At 67.4% G+C, this 16,372-nt stretch carries 16 protein-coding genes; all 16 read right to left on the bottom strand.

Annotation, left to right across the window (positions count from 1 at the left end; translation table 11 throughout):
- Positions 1–616: FlgK family flagellar hook-associated protein (locus O5O54_RS15190; protein ID WP_279482663.1), on the bottom strand; the 616-nt coding region annotated here is incomplete at its 3' end.
- A 101-nt stretch (positions 617–717) separates the two neighbouring features.
- A complete protein-coding gene (locus O5O54_RS15185) occupies positions 718–2,106 on the bottom strand; it encodes a flagellar hook protein FlgE (protein WP_279482662.1) in 1,389 nt (462 codons plus the stop codon).
- 186 nt (positions 2,107–2,292) lie between these two features.
- On the bottom strand, positions 2,293–2,964 hold the full coding sequence (locus tag O5O54_RS15180; protein WP_279482661.1) for a response regulator transcription factor: 672 nt from the start codon (positions 2,962–2,964) through the stop codon (positions 2,293–2,295).
- Positions 2,965–3,278: 314 nt separating this feature from the next.
- Positions 3,279–4,703: a flagellar hook-length control protein FliK gene (locus O5O54_RS15175; protein WP_279482660.1), complete on the bottom strand. Its 1,425-nt coding sequence runs from the start codon at positions 4,701–4,703 to the stop codon at positions 3,279–3,281.
- Entirely contained in the window at positions 4,700–6,064 is a 1,365-nt protein-coding gene (locus O5O54_RS15170; protein WP_279482659.1) for a hypothetical protein, read from the bottom strand. The genes O5O54_RS15175 and O5O54_RS15170 overlap by 4 nt, the downstream gene beginning before the upstream one ends.
- Positions 6,061–7,179, bottom strand: coding sequence for a flagellar motor protein MotB (locus O5O54_RS15165; protein WP_279482658.1), 1,119 nt, complete (start codon positions 7,177–7,179; stop codon positions 6,061–6,063). Before O5O54_RS15165 ends, O5O54_RS15170 begins: the two co-directional genes overlap by 4 nt.
- A complete protein-coding gene (locus tag O5O54_RS15160; RefSeq protein ID WP_279482657.1) occupies positions 7,176–8,063 on the bottom strand; it encodes a hypothetical protein in 888 nt (295 codons plus the stop codon). Before O5O54_RS15160 ends, O5O54_RS15165 begins: the two co-directional genes overlap by 4 nt.
- Before the next feature lie 3 nt (positions 8,064–8,066).
- Positions 8,067–9,776 carry a flagellar basal-body MS-ring/collar protein FliF gene (fliF, locus tag O5O54_RS15155; RefSeq protein WP_279482656.1) on the bottom strand — a complete coding sequence of 570 codons (1,710 nt, stop codon included), beginning with the start codon at positions 9,774–9,776 and terminating at the stop codon, positions 8,067–8,069.
- Positions 9,777–9,983: 207 nt separating this feature from the next.
- Positions 9,984–10,811, bottom strand: a complete 828-nt coding sequence (locus O5O54_RS15150; RefSeq protein WP_279482655.1) for a flagellin — start codon at positions 10,809–10,811, stop codon at positions 9,984–9,986.
- A 313-nt stretch (positions 10,812–11,124) separates the two neighbouring features.
- Positions 11,125–11,901, bottom strand: coding sequence for a flagellar type III secretion system pore protein FliP (gene fliP / locus O5O54_RS15145; protein ID WP_279482654.1), 777 nt, complete (start codon positions 11,899–11,901; stop codon positions 11,125–11,127).
- The gene (locus O5O54_RS15140; RefSeq protein WP_279482653.1) at positions 11,898–12,434 is read right to left on the bottom strand and encodes a flagellar basal body-associated FliL family protein; all 537 of its coding nucleotides are present in this window, start codon (positions 12,432–12,434) and stop codon (positions 11,898–11,900) included. The genes fliP and O5O54_RS15140 overlap by 4 nt, the downstream gene beginning before the upstream one ends.
- Positions 12,435–12,574: 140 nt before the next feature.
- Positions 12,575–13,285: a flagellar basal body L-ring protein FlgH gene (gene flgH, locus O5O54_RS15135; RefSeq protein WP_279482652.1), complete on the bottom strand. Its 711-nt coding sequence runs from the start codon at positions 13,283–13,285 to the stop codon at positions 12,575–12,577.
- The gene (locus O5O54_RS15130; RefSeq protein WP_279482651.1) at positions 13,282–13,899 is read right to left on the bottom strand and encodes a MotE family protein; all 618 of its coding nucleotides are present in this window, start codon (positions 13,897–13,899) and stop codon (positions 13,282–13,284) included. Before O5O54_RS15130 ends, flgH begins: the two co-directional genes overlap by 4 nt.
- On the bottom strand, positions 13,899–15,104 hold the full coding sequence (gene flgI / locus O5O54_RS15125) for a flagellar basal body P-ring protein FlgI (protein ID WP_279482650.1): 1,206 nt from the start codon (positions 15,102–15,104) through the stop codon (positions 13,899–13,901). The genes O5O54_RS15130 and flgI overlap by 1 nt, the downstream gene beginning before the upstream one ends.
- Positions 15,101–15,577 carry a flagellar basal body P-ring formation chaperone FlgA gene (gene flgA, locus O5O54_RS15120; RefSeq protein ID WP_279482649.1) on the bottom strand — a complete coding sequence of 159 codons (477 nt, stop codon included), beginning with the start codon at positions 15,575–15,577 and terminating at the stop codon, positions 15,101–15,103. The genes flgI and flgA overlap by 4 nt, the downstream gene beginning before the upstream one ends.
- Before the next feature lie 5 nt (positions 15,578–15,582).
- Complete coding sequence (gene flgG / locus O5O54_RS15115; protein WP_279482648.1) at positions 15,583–16,365, bottom strand: flagellar basal-body rod protein FlgG; 783 nt, start codon at positions 16,363–16,365, stop codon at positions 15,583–15,585.
- Positions 16,366–16,372 lie beyond the last annotated feature (7 nt).

Below are 16,372 nucleotides of genomic sequence, written 5' to 3'. Positions count from 1 at the left end.
CATATTCCGACAGTTGCTTCACCAGACGGTCCCGCTTGTCGGACAGGTCGGTGATGTCGTCGCCCTTCGTCGTCCCCGCGACGACCTGGCGATTGACCGTCTCCAGGTCCTTCAGGATCCGGTTCATGTCGTCGGCGGCGATCGACAGGCGGTTGTCCGCGTCGCGCCGCACGGTCTGGACCGTTTCCGCATTGTCGCGGATCGTGGTGACGAGATCCTGGGCGGCCTGCGCCGCGGCCCGCGCCAGATCGTAGTTGCCGGGCGTGTTGGCCAGCGAGTTCAGCGCGTCGTTCAGCGCGGAGACCTTCGCCTGCGGCGAAAGCTTGGCGTTGGTGTCGCCGACCACCTCGTTGAAGCGGGCGTAGGCGTCCGACTGCGCGGTGGCCGAGGACAGCTTCGACGTCGCGTCCAGCATGTTGCGGAACAGGACCGAGTTCGACGATTGCGAGATCGAGGTGACCGAGACGCTGCCGTTCGGCCCCGTCACGACGTTGGCGATCTTGCGCGTCGCCCCGGCCGTGTTCACGTTGGCGATGTTGCTCGACGTGATCTGCGTCTGGAGCTGCGACGCGGCGAGCGACGACTTGGCAGTGTTCAACGCGGCGGAGAGCGACATGGGGGCGTTCCGGAGAGGCGAAGGGGGCGGCGGCTGTCTGGCGCACGCGCCGCGGAGGCGCGGCGCGTGCGTAATTCAGTGGTCCGGCGAGGCTCTAGTGGTCAGCGCTTGAGGTTGACCAGGACGTCCATGATTTCCGAGCCGGTCTGGAAGACCTTGGAATTGGCCGTATAGGACCGCTGGCTCTCGATCATGGTGGTGAGTTCGGAGGCGAGATCGACGGTGGAGCTTTCGAGCGCGCCCGACACGATCGTGCCGAACCCGTCCGATCCGCCGAAGCCCATCAGGACGCTGCCGGACTCCAGGCTCGGCGCGAAGGCGTTGCCCGACAGAACGGTCATGTTGTCCGGCGCGGCCACCTTGGCGAGCGGGATCTTGTAGAGGTCGCGGAAGGTGCCGGAGGTGAAGTTCGCCCGCACAGTGCCGTCCTCGCCGACGCTGACCTTGTCGATCACCTCGGCGGGATTGCCGTTCACCGTCGCTTCCAGCGGCTGGTTGTCGCCATAGAACTGGGTGGTGCTGCTGATGTCGAGGCGGAAAGCGGCCGAGCCGCCGATGTCCGAGAGGTCGATGCCGAGATACTTCTTGTCGATACCCTTCACTGCATCACCGGGAACAGTAGGGGAGGTGGTAGAGCCGACGATATCTTTCAAGCTGTAGTTGTTCGTCTCGTCGAACGTGATCGTCGCCTTGCCGATCATGGGCTTAGTGCCCTGGGCGGTCGCAGGCAGATTGGCCTTGGCGTAGGGGAACGGCCTCTCCGGGCCGGTTCCGCGGGCACGACCGTCGAAGATCGCGACCTCCCACGTGTCCTTGCCCGTCTTCGTGTAATAGATGTCGAGCGGAATGGGTTCGCCCGCGTTCGAGTACACGGTGATCGACTTCGATATCGTGGTGTCCTTGTTGGGGATCACCGGGTCGTTGTCGCTCGGGATACTGTCCGCCGGGTCGGCCGCCACAAAGTTCTTGTTGAGCGGAATGGTGAGCTTGCCCTCGGTGGTCGGGGATGCGCTCAGAAGGCCCTGGTTCAGATTGACCTTCTCCAGGCCGGCGAAGCCGTTCAGGACGGAGTTCGTGCCGGTCGTCGTCATGGGATAGCCCTTGAGGACATAACCCGCGGCATTGACGAGGGTTCCGTCCGGCTGCTGCGTGAACGAGCCCGCGCGCGTCAGGACGCTGCCGCCGTTACCGTCGTCGACGACCAGGAATCCCTGGCCGGAGATGGCCAGATCGACCTTCTTGGAGTTGACGGAGTTGGCGGTGTAGCTGAGGCCGCCCTGCTCGCTGATCAGCGTGCGGACATTGGCTTCGACGGCGCCCGAGTTGTACTGGCCCTTGCCGTTGGCCAGCATCTGCGAAGCGAACTCGGTGGTCGTCTGCTTGTAGCCGTTCGTGTTGGCGTTCGCGATGTTCTCGGCCACGGCGCTGAGGCGGGTCGCCTGCGCGTTCATGCCCGAGACGCTCGTGCGCATTGTTCCGCCGATGCTCATACTGCCAGCCTCATCCGTTACCTGGAATTGCACCCACACTAGCCAGGGTGGCTTGCGCGAAGCTGCTGTCACATAGAATTTATAAGATGGATCATTAACCAATTCTTCATAAATCAATGGGCCCAGCACTTTCGTGCCGGGCCCATCAATATTCATTCTTCTATACTTTGGATGTATTTCGGCAGATCAGACGCCGATGCCGTATCCGAGGTAGCGCTTGGAGGAGACCGGATCGTAGCCGAGACGCATCTTAAGCTTCTTGCGCAGCTTGGAGATGTGGCTTTCGATCACGTTCTCCTCGACGTTCTCGTCGAAGATGCCGTAGATGGCGCTGAAGAGCTGCTGCTTGGAAACGCGGCGCCCCTTGTTAGCAACCAGGTATTCCAGGATGCGGCGCTCACGGCGCGGCAGGACCATGGGCTGGCCGGCGACTTCGGCGTCGCGGCCGTCGGCGAAGACGCAAATCTCGTCGACGACCGTCTTGGCGCGGTCCACGGCGACCTCGCGGCGGCGGATGGCGCCGACGCGGGCGAGGATCTCCTTCACATGCACCGGCTTGGCGACGACGTCGTCGATGCCGGCGGCGAAGAGGTCGAGCGTGGAGTTCAGCGCCTTGGCCTCGGCCAGCGCGATCATCGGGGCGGTGGAGCGGCTGCGGACCAAGCGGGTGAAGGCGCCACGCTCGGGGAAGTCGCCGAGCAGGAATGCCTCGACGGCCGACAGGTCGTTGTCGGAAGCGGACTCCACCCAGTCGCGGAACTCCTCGACGCCGAAGCCTGCGGAGGAGACGCCTTCGGTCCCGAAGAGGGACTTGTAGCCGTTCGTGACCAGTTCGCGATTGTCCACAACTACGATCATCTGTCCCCGCCGCATCGCTTGCGTTTCGTTAGGAAACAAATAACCAATCCGCCGCGAATCGGGCCATCCCCAAAAATCACTATAGGGTTAACGCCGGGTTATCCCGTCGCCTTCGTTCCCCCGCATTTACAACCAGTTAACCACAAATCCTCACAACGATTATTTAGCGCGCGCCCTATGTTTTCAACTTATAGGTGCATTCTTTCGCGGAGCTTGCTCTCCTGGAGAGCATCCAGTCCCGCATCAGGTTGCGCCGTCTCGAAACGAAAAAAGGCGCCGCGGACGCAAGGTCCGCGGCGCCTTTTCCGCGATCGTCAGAGGTAGGTTGCGCCGGACCGGGCGGGGCTGGCGGACCTGTCCTCCCGGGCCTGCGGCGCGGGTCTGCGACGCGGCTGCTGGTCGTCCGAGCCGCCTGACTGCGCGCGCGCCTCCGATCGGCCCTCTCCACCCCCGCCATTGGAGGGGTCGCGCTGCTGGCCGCCGGTCGTGCCGCTCTCGGCCGCACGCAACTGGCCGCTGTCGCGCGTGATCACCGAAATCGCCGCATCGTCCAGCGAGAAGCCGGCGTGCTCCAGAAGCTTGCGCAGCGAGGCCTGATCGTCGAGCAGCATCGAGGCCGTGTCGCTGCGGCTCGCAGCCAGCTCCAGCGTCAGGCGGCCTTCGTTGAGGCGCAGCGACACGTCGACCGTGCCGAGATGCTCGGGATGGAGCTGGATCGTCAGCGTCTTCAGGGCGCCGCCGCCCGCGCGCATGCGCAGATGCGCATCGCTGGAGGCGGAGGACGGCTGGCTGGCCGCCTTTCCGGGTTCGCCCAGCGCGTCCATGATCGGCCCGGCGACCTGCGCGGCCAGGTTGTAGGGCGAAGGGCCCGGCTGCGGACCGGTGATGGTCGACACGGGTTCGGCACCCTTGGCCGCCGCACGGCGTGCGGCGATTTCGGCGAGCGGCGAGGCTCCGCGATCGCGACGGCTATCGTCGCCGGACCGATCGCCGCCGCCGCGCCCGAGCTGCGCCAGCGCCTCGTCGAACCGCATGGGCGGCAACGATGCGTCGTCGCTCGCAGGCGCCTTGTCAGGCATGGGCTTGGCGACGGCGTCCGCCGCCTTCGGCTTCGCGAGGTCAGCCAGCGCCGATGCGGGTCCTTCCGACCTGGATGCTGCCGCCCTGGTCTTCAGGTCGATGGCGCCCGGCTCGCTCGGCTTGCCGCCTGCGGCCGCTCCCTCGACCAGAACCATGCCGTCCTGGCGCGGCTCGAAATGCGTTTCCATGCGCAGGACGTCGAGCTGCACCGGGCGCTTGTCCTTGACGGTCAGCTCCTCCGCGACGAGGGAGCCGTCGAGCTTGGGATCGGGCACGGAAGGCGTTTGCGCTCCCTCGCCCTTCTCGGCCTGTGACTGGGCCTGCGCGGCGTCCTTGCCGGACACGGCCTTGACCGCCGGCCCGGCCGCGAGCGCACCGAGCAGCGACTGGAGCGGGTCTGCCTCCGTCGCGACCGGCTCGTCGGCGTCGGCGGCGGTGTCGGCGTCCGTCACCGACGCCGCCTTGTCGCCCTCGTCCGCCGCGACGGTCTCGGCGCCGGCACGCGGCTTGTCCTTTGTCGGGGCCGGGCGATTTCCCTCGGCGTCGCGCACGGCCTTGCCGAAGGCGTCGCCCATCGCACCGCGTTCGGCCCCCCCATTGCCCGCGCCCTTCTGCGGCGCGTCCTTCTCGTATGAAACGATGGCCAGATCGATCTTCATGGCTGGGACTTCTTCATTTCCTGGGACGCGGCTTCGAGAGCCTGGCGAGCCCGTGAGAGTACGGCGGATTGCTCGGGCGTTTCCGGCGGCTTGCTGCTGGCCTCGGTCAGCAGGGCAGGCCTGGCCATGGAATCCAGCACGGAATAGGCGGCTTCGAGAAGCTTCCCGTCCTCGGGATGCAGGAGCGTCCGGTCGATCCGATCGAGGACGGCGCGCGAGGCGTCCTGCCCTTCGACGCCGAGCGAGGCGGCGGTGCGATAGAGCGTCGCGCGCGCATCGTCGCCGGGCTCCAGCCCGCCGAGGCCGATGGCACGGTCCGCCGCCAGCGCCGAGAACTCGAGGTTCCCCGAAACGAGCGACCTCCGTGCGGCGGCGAGGTACAATCGTTGACGACGGCTCGCCGGCAGGCCGTCGAGGACCGCGTCCATCGACAGGAGCGCCCCTTCCGGATCCGGCATGACGCGTCCGACCACCATCGCGACGTAGCGGGTCTCGAAGTTCGAGACGTAGCTGGACTCGCGATAGGCGTCGAAATAGCGCCGGGCGAGCCGGTCGGCCTGCGCATGGTCGCCGGTCGCATCCACGAGCGGCGCGCCGAGACGCAGCGCAGCCTCTTCGATCAGGGTGCCGGGCGCCAGGAGCCGCGCCTTCGCAAGGTGTCCGATCGCCGTGTCGGGGTGTTCGGCTTGCTGGATCTGCCCGAGCGCCAGACTGACCTGGGCGGCGAGCACCGGCTCCAGCTTGTCGATCGCGACGGTCTGGAGCTTCTTGGCCGCGCCCTGCAGGTCGTTGCGGACATAGGCCAGCGCCCCTTCGAACAAGGGCCGCTGGCTTTCCGGCAGGCGTCCCTCGCGGATCAGGGCCTCGATCACGTCGGGCTCGCCGCCGCTGAAGGTGAAGAGAACGACCGCGCGCGCATTGCGCTCGTCGTTCCAGACCTCGGCGGGCGCCTCGATGAAGGTGCGGCCGAAGCGGCGCAGGAGTAGCGCCTGCACGCGAATGGCCCGCACGTTGCCGCGCGCCACCTGGTCCTGGAGGAACTGGACCGAGCGCATGACGTCGAAGGGCATGGGCCGGCGCTCGTCCGACCAATGCGTGTCCCGTCCCTCGACGGGTGCCTCCGCGGCGGCGGGCGCTTCGGCCGTCTCGTGCCCCTCCCCGTCCGGGGCGGCCTCGGCGTGTGCAGGCGCCTCGTCCATCGCGTGCGACCCATCGGCGGTCGGGGCCGGCGCGACGGCCTCCGGCGAATGCGCTTCTTGCTCCGCGGCTTCGGGCGCGGCAGGCGCCTCCATGCCGCGCGCCGGCAGCATGGTGGCACCGATCAGCAAGGAGCCGAGCAGGAGCCGCAGGGATTGCTTCACGTCTTGGGCTCTTTCAGGAGGATCTCGATGCGCCGGTTGCTGGCGGCGTCGGGATCGGATGCGTTGCTCGGCTGGCGGTCGGCCACGCCCTCGATCGCCTCGACCCGCTTGTCGTCGAGACCACCGCGACGGAGCATGTAGTAGGCCATGTGCGCGCGGTCGGTGGACAGGCGCCAGTTGTCGACCTGGCCGCCGCCCGAAAACGGTCGCGCGTCGGTGTGGCCGCGGATCACGATCTCGCCCGGTCGGTCCTTCAGGATCGCGGCGATCTTCTCCATGAGGCGGATCGCGTCGGCGGTCGGGCGGGCGGAGCCGATCTGGAACATCCCGGTGTCGAGCGTGTCGGCCAGCGAGATCGTCACCGTGCCCGAACCGGCTTCCCCGCTCTTGACCTCGACGTCGGCACCGTCCTGCGAGGGAACGCTGGCCTCGATCTGCCTCTCCAACTCGGCCGCGTCCTTCTGCTCGGCGGTCACGGGCGCTGCGGGCGTCGCCGCCGGCGGGGCTTGCGGCTCGGGCGGCTTGGGTTCGACGGCCACGGTCGCGAAGTCGTCGGGCGTAACCTCCACCTGCTTGCCCTGAAGGGCATTCGGCGTCAGCTGCCAGGACGTCGGGTCGAACGGATCGCGATAGGCGTCGCCGCCGTTGAGGCCCGGCAGGCCCGAACCGTCCGGCTTTCCGGCGCTCTTGTCGGATCCGGCCGCGTTCCCGCTCTCGGCCACGATCTCGGCGAGAACGGCATAGGGGTCGCGGAACAGGGCCTGGTCCTGCCCGCCCTGCGCTTCGCCGCCCACCGGCTTGCCGCCGGCGGTTCCCAGCGTCTGGGTCTCGCCGAGCGACTGCGATGCCGCCGTCGCTTCCGTGTTGTCCTGGCTGAGACCCGCGGTCGGCGGCAGGGCACTGTTGAGTTCGATCGGATTGAAGTACTGGGCGATCTGCTTCTTCGTCGCGTCGTCGGAAACGCTGGTCAGCCACATCACGAGGAAGAAGGCCATCATGGCCGTCATGAAGTCGGCGAACGCGATCTTCCAGGCGCCGCCGTGGTGCCCGTCCTCGCCCTCACCGCCCCGGCGGACGATGATGATCTCATGCCTTTCGGCGTCGGCTGCGCTCACGAGAGCGCCTCCTCGACGGCCTTGAGCCAGGCCGCCAGGCGGGTCTCGATGACCGTCTGGTTGGCGTCGATGCGCACGTCGGTATGCGTCTCGTCGGCGTCGAAGGACACGTGACGCGCGTGATCGCCGAGCTTGTCCTCCAGCGAATGGAGAAGGTCGCTGGGACCGGAGGCGGCGATCTTCACGGTCGAGCCGTCGAAGGCGATGGTCTTCACCGCGCCCGCCAGCTCGTCCACCGTCATGCGCTTGCGCGCGTCGAGCACGAGGGGCCGCAGGAGCGCGCTCAGCGTCGCCTTCAACGCGTCCTCGAACACGGCCATCTGCAGGATCACGAGGTCGGCCAGCCGGTCGCCCTCGGTCTCGACCCACTTGCGGCGCGCCTCGGCGAGGGCCCCGTCGTGATCGGCCGACAACGTCCGGCGCAGCTCCTCCAGACGCTCGGCCGACACGCGCTCCAAGTCCTGGCGCACGCTCGCCTCGGCTTCCGCCGCGCCGTCCTGATGCGCCTGCGCGAGCGCGATCTCGTGGCCGCGAAGCAGGCTCTCGCGCTCGCGCGCCCAAGCCTTGCGCTCGGCCTCCAGCTCGCGCAGCGGAACGCGCGGCTCGGTCTGCTGGCGCGGCTGCGTGGGGGCGACGCCAGCCGCCTGCAGGGCCTTCGCCGGCACCGCCGTCGGCCGAAGGGCGGGGGCCGCCGCCGGCTGGGCGCTGCGCGAGGCCGTGCGCGGGGTCTGCGGAGCCTGGGGCGCCGGCGAGGAGACACGCGGCAGGGCGGATTCGAAGGCGCGGGGCGCGGCAGGGGCGGCCCGGCGCGGTGCCTGCGCGGTGCGCAGCGGCACGAACTCGTCCTCGGTTTCGTCCGACAGGAATTGCGCGAGAGGGATCATGGCTTAGGCCGCCTCTTTCTGGTGAATCCACTGCTTGAGGATGGCCGCCGCTTGAGCCTCGTCGAAATCGACGAGCTTCTCGAGGCGGACCTTGGGCGAGTTGGCACGGTTGCGGGTGAGTTCGTCGAGGAGGTCGTCGCCGCCCGCCGGCTCGCCGTAGCCGAGCGAGGCCACCAGATCGGCGCCGAAGCCCGGCGGCGTGTTGAGCGGGCCGAGATCGTCCCCGCCCAGCATCGGGTTCTGCAGCTCGATCGGGCTGTCGCCTTCGAGCAGGCCCTCGGCGAGGTTGTCGTTGGCGACGGGAGCCGAGATGGCGCGGATGGCCGGCTTCAGGCCGAACCAGATGACCATGACGGCGACCACGAGGATGGTGAGCGCGTTGACCACGGTACCGGACTGCTTGAGCAGCATCTCGCCGTAGCCGAGCGAGGGGACGGGCTGGAGGTCCTGGCCATTGGTGACGAAGTCGACGGCGGTGACCTCGAGCTGGTCGCCTCGGCTCTGGGTGATGCCGGCGGCCGACGCCACGAGGGTCTTCACCTCGGCGAGCGCGGCGTCGATCTGCTCCTGAGTCGGGTTCTCGCCGAGCGTGGCGACCAGCCGGGCGCGGTTGACGACCACGGCGATCGACAGGCGACGAACGTCGTAGCCATCGGAAACGGTCTGGGTCGTCGTCTCGTTGATCTCGTAGTTGGTCAGTTCCTCACGCCGCTCATTGGCTTGCGAGGACGACGTGCCGGGCGTCGCGGTCTCGGGCGCCGCCTGCGGCACGTTCTGCGCGGCCGTCGCAGCGTTGTCGTTGGCGGCGGAGTCGCTGGACTGGCCCGTCTCGCGGACGGTGCGGGTCGAGCGCTCGACGCGGCCCTCGGGGTCGAACTTGCGCGAGGAGATCTGGCGGCGGTCGGTGTCGAGGCGGGCGATGACGCTGGACTGGAAATTGCCGACGCCGAGATAGGGCGCGAGCGTGCGGCGGATCGAGTCCTGGATGGACGAGGAGACGATACCCTCCATGCCGAGCTGCTTGGTGGAGGTGGCGTTCGAGGCGTCGTCGCCCGAGGCGAGCAGCGTGCCATCGGTGTTCAGCACCGTCACCTGGTCGACCTGCATGCCGGGGATGGCAGAGGACACGAGGTGGCGGATCGCCTGCGCGTTGGCGAAGTCCTCGGTGTTGTCGGTGCGGATCACGACGCTGGCGGACGGCTTCTGGCTCTCGCGGCGGAAGGAGCCGGGCTCGGGCAGCACGATATGGACGCGAGCGGCGCGCACGTCCTTGAGCGTCTGGATGGTGCGGGCGAGCTCGCCCTCCAGGGCGCGAACGCGCGTCACTTCCTGCATGAAGGTCGTGAGCCCCATCGAGCCCATGGAATCGAAGAGTTCGTAGCCGGCGTTCTCCGAGCGCGGCAGCCCCTTCTCGGCGAGCAGCATGCGGGCGTTGGCGGTCTGGGAGAAGTTGGTCGAGACCGTGTCGCCGGCCGCGTTGACGTCGAACGGAATGCCGGCCTCGGTCAGGGCGGCGCCGATGCGCGTCACGTCCTGCCGGTCGAGGCCGGAATACAGCGTCTCCATGGTCGGCTTGGAGAGGTAGAAGGCGGCGAGGCTCACCAGCGCGATGGCGACCACGCCGATCAGCGCCAGAGCGCCCAGCTTGCGGCCACCCAGCGCTTGGAGGTTGGACAGGAGTTTTTGGGCCTCGGCCCGAGCGACCATCGCCATGCGTTCGCCTGCGGAATGCGGGAAGTGATGTCCGCAATCTGGCCGCACAAGCTTGCGTGGGCGTGATGACCTTACCGAATGATGAAGAATGAAGGACCGGAAGTTGTGCCCGGAATCGAAAACCCTCCGGCACGGGGAGCACCGGAGGGTTCTTCGTAAGCCGCCAGCGAGTGGCGCGACGGGGAGACGCGGTTGGTCGCCTTGGGCTTAGCGGAAGAGCATGAGGATGTTCTGGGCCGACGAGTTGCTGATCGACAGAGCCTGGTAGGCAAGCTGCTGCTGCGTCTGCAAAGCGGCGATCTTGGCGGACTCCTTCGTCATGTCGGCATCAACGAGGGAACTCACAGCAGAGGCGCGGATATCGGAGAGAGCCGTCAGGAAGTCCTGCTGCGCACCCAGAGAGCTGGCGAAGGTCGAAAGCGTCGCCTGATAACTGCTGACCTGCGTCGTAGCATTCGTAATCGCCGTCCGAAGCTCAGAACTCGTCATGTCGGTCGCGCTGCCGCCGCTGCTGCTAACCGTGGTGACTGCAAGAAGTGCGGCCATCGCGGTGGCAGTCTGCTGGTTAGCGGGAGCCAGATCGACCTTATTGGCTGCATCCGCACCAATCTGAACCGATACCGCAGTCGCATCGATGACGTAGCTCGTCCCCTTGACATCTGCGCCGTTCAGCACCGACTGGATCTGAACCTTGAGAGCAGCAAACTTGTTGGTGATTGCCGTGTAATCAGGGCTCGCCCCTGCGGCGTCATCGGCAAGCTTGGTCATCTGCGTGAGCAGGTTGGACGTGGTGTTGAGCGCGGCGACTGCCGCATCGGCGCGCGCCTTAGCGAGGCTGATGCCGGAGGACAGGCTTTCCTGGCGGCTCTGATCGGTACGGATGCTCTGCACAACCGCCCAGACCGCGGCATCGTCCGCAGCGGAGTTGACCTTCTTCCCGGTGCCGATGCGCGTCTGCGTCGTCGCGATATCGGAATTGATCTGGCGCAGATTGGCGAGGATCGTCGAGTTGACCGAAGAATTGATGCCGAACATTGTAGTTTTCCCCGTTGTATTTTCGAAGCTTTGCTTTGAGCTCTTGCTCTCTGCTTCGAAGACAAAACTACCGGGAGACTCGGAATACCTGCTGTATTCGATCGCTAAAATTCGACGGAACGGCCCAAAACGACTTTCCGACCTATAGTATAGATGACAGACGACTGAAGTCCTCGACGGCATTCTATTCGAGTTTTAGCGATTTCACGCCAAGCCGTTGAATCGCCTCGCCCCGTGCTGGGAGCCAACGCAAAAGGCCCTCGGACCAGTCGGTCCGAGGGCCTTGAGAAAACGAGACTGCGCGGGAGCGTCGCTACATGAAGGAGCGGACAAGGCTCCCCGTCAGCATGTTCCAGCCGTCGATCAGCACGAAGAACAGGATCTTGAACGGCAGGGAGATGATGGTTGGCGGCAGCATCATCATGCCCATGGACATGGTCAGGGTCGCGACGATCAGGTCGATGACGAGGAAGGGCAGCACGATCAGGAAGCCGATCTCGAAGCCGCGCCGCAATTCGGAGATCATGAAGGCCGGAACGAGGATGCGGAAGTCGACCGTGTCGTCGTTCGAGCCCTGCTCCACGACGGGGAGGCGGTCGCGGATCGAGGCCTCGTTGATGTTGTTGAAGAGGGCGAGGTCCTCCTCGCGCACCTGATCCAGCATGAACTCGCGGAAGGGCTCGGCGATGCGCGGCAGCGCCTCTTCCTCCGTGATCTCGCCGCGCATCAGCGGCTGGAGACCGTCGCGCCAGGACTGGTCGAAGGTCGGCATCATCACGAAGAAGGTGATGAAGAGCGACAGCGAGATGAGGATGAGGTTGGCCGGCGTCGTCTGGAGGCCGAGGCCCGTGCGCAGGATCGACAAGGCGATCACGACGCGGGTGAAGGCGGTGACCATCACGAGCAGGCCCGGCGCAACCGACAGGACGGTGACGATACCGAAGAGTTGCACGATGCGGCCCGACACGGCCGTGTCCCCGGCCGGGATCAACGAGGCGAGGCCGCTGGCGGCGGTCGCGGCGGCGTCCTGCGCGAAGGCGGGCGCGGCGCTCGCGACGAGCAGCGCCAGAAGGACGAGAAGCCGCTTCACTTGACGATCAACGCGCGCACGATGACGTCCTCGACCGCGGTCGAGCGCATCCGGGCACGCTCCAGAAGGTCTTCCTTCAGGTGGAGAAGACCTCGCGAGCCCTCGATCTGCGCGAGCTCCAGCGTACGCAGGAACACGAGCATGTCTGCCTGGATCTGTGCGGCAAGCACTGTCTGGTCGACCGCTTCGTCCTCCGACAGGGACAGGACCAGCCCGGCTTCGAGGCGCACCTGCGTTCCCAGCGGCGCCGCGAGGTCGGTCAGGACCGGCTCCAGCGGCTGGACGATCTCCTTTGTGCCGGCCGGAGCCACGGCGAAGGTCGTCGGCTTGGCCGCCTCGGGCACGGCCTCGACGGCCGGCGGCTCGGCGGGCGGCGGATCCTTCTTGAGGAGGAAGCCGAGCGCGCTGCCGCCGGCAAGCGCGATCAGCGTCACGCCGACCAGCGCGCCGATCGTCTGGAGCTTGCCGCCCTTCTTGGACGGCGCGGCACCCTCGGGCAGCAAAGCCAGGGCTTCGGGGCTGAGCTCGGTCATTCGGCGCTCCGGCGGCATGGAATGGGGCTGCCGGGCGCGGAGGAGGCGGGAGTTTCCCGCCGGGCACCGCGGCCCGGCAAGGAAGTGTTAACGAATTGCCCTGTCGCGAGCCTTGCCGCGATGCGACGGGACCGCCGAGGTCAGTAAGGCAGGACCGTGTCGAGGACCTGCTGGCCCCAGCCCGGCTGTTGCACTTCGGTCAACCGTCCGCGCCCGCCGTAGGAGATGCGCGCTTCGGCGATCTTGTCGTAGTTGATCGTGTTGTTGGGCAGGATATCGCCCGGCCGGATGATGCCGGCGATGGACAGGACGCGCACCTCGAAGTTGACGCGCACCTCCTGCTGACCGGCGATGTAGAGGTTCCCGTTCGGCAGGACCTGCGTCACCACGGCCGCGACGGAGACATTGATCTCCTCCTTGCGGTCCACGGTGCCCTTGCCCGTCGCCTTGGTGCCGTTCTTGAGGCCGAGCGTCGTGCCGACCGTCGGCAGGCCGTAGGATCCGATCGAGCCCTTGAGGTCCGCGCCGACATTCACGCCGGAATCGCGCGAACGCTTGGTGTTGTTGTCGAGCGAGGCCTTGTCGTCGATCTTGATCTTGACCGTGACGATGTCGCCGACGTTGAGCGCGCGCGTGTCACGGAAGAGGTCGGCATTGCGGCCCGTCCAGAGCGAGTTCACGTGCCGTGGCAGGTCGGTCGGGCCAGGGCCGGGCGCCGGCTGCACGATCGGGGCGTTCTGGTAGAGCCCGGTTCCCACGGGCGACAGCACCGGCTCGCGGAACACGTCCTCGCGCGTCGTGGAGCAGCCGGCGAGGAGGCCGACGGCCAGGAGGGGGGCGATGGCTCTCACAGGCTCTTGTCCTTCGAACCGGCCTCGGCGGAGGCGCGGTCGGTCTTCTTGACGATCAGCGCCGCGAGCTCGGAGGCGACGGGCGCCGGCATTTCGGCGAGGATCGAGCTGGCCTGACGCGGCTTGAGGCGCGTCAGCAGCGAGGCCGCCACGGGCCGGTCGAGCGCGGCCATCTGCGCGGCGGCTGCGTCCGGCTTCATGCCCGCATAAATGCCGATCACGATGTCGGAGGTCGACTCGATGAAGTCGCGCCGCTCGCCGAGCCACTTCTCGACCTCGGCACGCTTGGCCTCCAGCTCGTCGATCTTCGCGGAGATCTGGTCCTCCGCCTGCTTGATCTCGGCGAGCTGCATGGCGTTGCGCGCGTCGAGCGCGGGATTGGCGATGTTGGAGCAGTAGCGGTCGGTGTCGGACATCGGCACGGCGACCGGCACGATCTCCTTTCCGTCCTCGCCGATGACGCGCACCTTGGCCGGGGTCGTGGGCATCTGTGGCGGCGGCGCGGCGGCGCCCCCCTCGGCGGCGAGGGCCGAGCCGGCGGTCCAGGCGGCCAGGAGGAGCGGCAGCGCGAGGCCGAGCCCGGTGCGGGCGCGCGGAGAAACGGCTGAGGTCATCACTGCACCACGATCTCGGCCTGCATGGCGCCGGCCGTCTTGATAGCCTGAAGAATGGCGATGATGCCCGTCGGCTTGAGGCCGAGGCGGTTGAGCCCGCGCACCACGCTTTCGAGATTGGCCCCTTGCACGATGGCGAGGTTGCCGCCGCCCTGCTCCGCGTTCACCGTCGTGTCCGCGGTCACCACCGTCTGCCCATCGCTGAAGGGCGCGGGCTGGGACACGTTGGGAATGTCGGTGATGCGCACCGTCAAGCTGCCGTGGGTCACGGCGACGGTCGAGATCTGGACGTCCTTGCCGATCACGACGGTGCCCGTGCGCTCGTCGATGACGACGCGCGCGGCCATGTCCGGCTCGATCATCAGGTCGCCGAGATCGGCGATGAAGCGAGTCGAGGACAGCTTGTCCGGCCGCGTCAGCGAGATCGTGCGGAAGTCCTGCTCGCGCGCCACCGGCTTGCCGTAGGTGCGGGCCGAGAAGGCGTTGATCGCGTCCACCACGCGGATCGCGGTCCGGTAGTCCGGATTGCGCAGCTCCATCGTGATGATCGGCGTGTCCACCGTCGCGCGCGGCACTTCGCGCTCGATCAGCGCGCCGCCGGCGATGCGCCCGGTGGTGGGGGTCCCCTGCGTCAGGCTCTCGCTCGTCCCTTCCGAGGTGAAGCCGCTGACGGCGAGCGCCCCCTGCCCCACCGCGTAGATTTCGCCGTCGGGACCGTAGAGCGGCGTCATCACCAGCGTGCCGCCCATCAGCGAGGCGGCGTCGCCGAGCGAGGAGACCGACACGTCGATGCGCGAGCCGATGCCGGCGAAGGCCGGGAGGTCAGCCGTGACGATGACGGCGGCGACGTTGCGGGTGCGCGGGTTCGCGCCGCGCACGTTGACGCCCATCCGGTCGAGCATCGACTGCAGCGACTGCTCGGTGAAGGGCGAGTTGCGCAAGCTGTCGCCCGTGCCCTGCAGGCCGATGACGAGGCCGTAACCCACGAGCTGGTTGTCACGCACGCCCTTGATGGTGGTGACGTCCTTGATGCGCACGCCGCCCGACTGGTGGGCGCGCGGCACGACGGTCCTGAAGCTCTCGTGCGCGCCGATACCGGCCTGCGCATAGCCGTAGCCGGCGGTGCCGTAGTCGGCCGCATCGGCCGGAAGCGCGAGACCGAGGAGGCAGGAGCCGACCAGGAGACGTCTGATCACAGCGGTCATCGCGAGGACACCTCGATGCTTCCGTCTTCGCTCGCCACGCCGCTGATGGTAACGCCGCTGTCGACGTTGCGCACGCGAACCGCCTGACCCGCCTGGGCGGACTGGAGCGGCACGCCCTTGCCGGTGATCAGCAGCCCTTCCTCGCGGTAGACGAGCGTCACCGGCACGCCGACGGTCACGGCGTCGGGCGACTTCAGGTCGCTGAGCAGGATCGGCTGGTTGGGCAGAAGGGTGCGGCGGGCGAGCCGGTCCTTCAGCATGCCCTCCTCCACCACATAGGCGGAGAGCTGATTGCCGGGAACGGTGAAGCGGGCCGAGATGACGCCCCGCTCCAGAACGCTCTGGCCGGGATAGACCACGACCGTCGGCACGGGAAGGTTGAGGTCCGCCGCGCCCGCAGAGCCTGCGGCCGGGACGAGACCGAGCGCGGCGGCGGCCAGGACGTTTCGGACGGTGCGGACGAGGACGGTCATGACGCTTAGCGGATACCCTTGGAGACGACGCCGGACATCTCGTCTGCGGCCTGGATGACCTTGGAGTTCATCTCGTAGGCGCGCTGCGCCGAGATCAGCTCGGAGATTTCCTTCACCGGATCGACGTTGGAGTTTTCCAGGTAGCCCTGCTTGATGACGCCGTAACCCGGATCGCCCGGCACGCCAGCGATCGGCGCGCCGGAGGCGGCCGTCTCGCGGAAGAGGTTTCCGCCCTCGGCGGCCAGACCGGGCTCGTTGGCGAAGTTGACGATCGTCAACTGGCCGATGAGCTGCGCCTCGCCGTCCACCGTGGCATAGACCTCGCCCGAATCGTTGACGGCGATGTCCGTCGTGTTCTGCGGCACGGTGATGCCGGGATCGACGGTGAAGCCGTCGATGGTGACGATCTGGCCGGCGTCGTTCTTGTTAAAGGCGCCGTCGCGCGTATAGAGCGTCTCGCCGCCCGGGCCCTGGATCTGGAACCAGCCCTGGCCGTTGATGGCGAGGTCGAGATTGTTGCCGGTCTGCTCGAGCGCGCCCTGGATATGGACGGCGCGCACGGCGGCCGTGCGCACGCCGAGGCCGATCCGCGCCCCCTCGGGCACGACGTTCTCGCCGCCGCGCGCCGGCACGCCCTGCATCCGCTCCACCTGGTAGAGAAGATCGGTGAACTCGGCGCGCGAGCGCTTGAAGCCGGTGGTGTTGATGTTCGCGATGTTGTTCGCGATCACTTCGACATTGGTCTGCTGGGCGTTCATGCCGGTCGCGGCGATCGCAAGGGCGCGCATGGGCTTG

Source organism: Aureimonas sp. SK2 (genome assembly GCF_029813115.1).
Classification (GTDB): Bacteria; Pseudomonadota; Alphaproteobacteria; order Rhizobiales; family Rhizobiaceae; genus Aureimonas.
The sequence above is the reverse complement of the archived record's forward strand: the minus strand, read 5'-3'. Positions and strand labels throughout refer to the sequence as shown.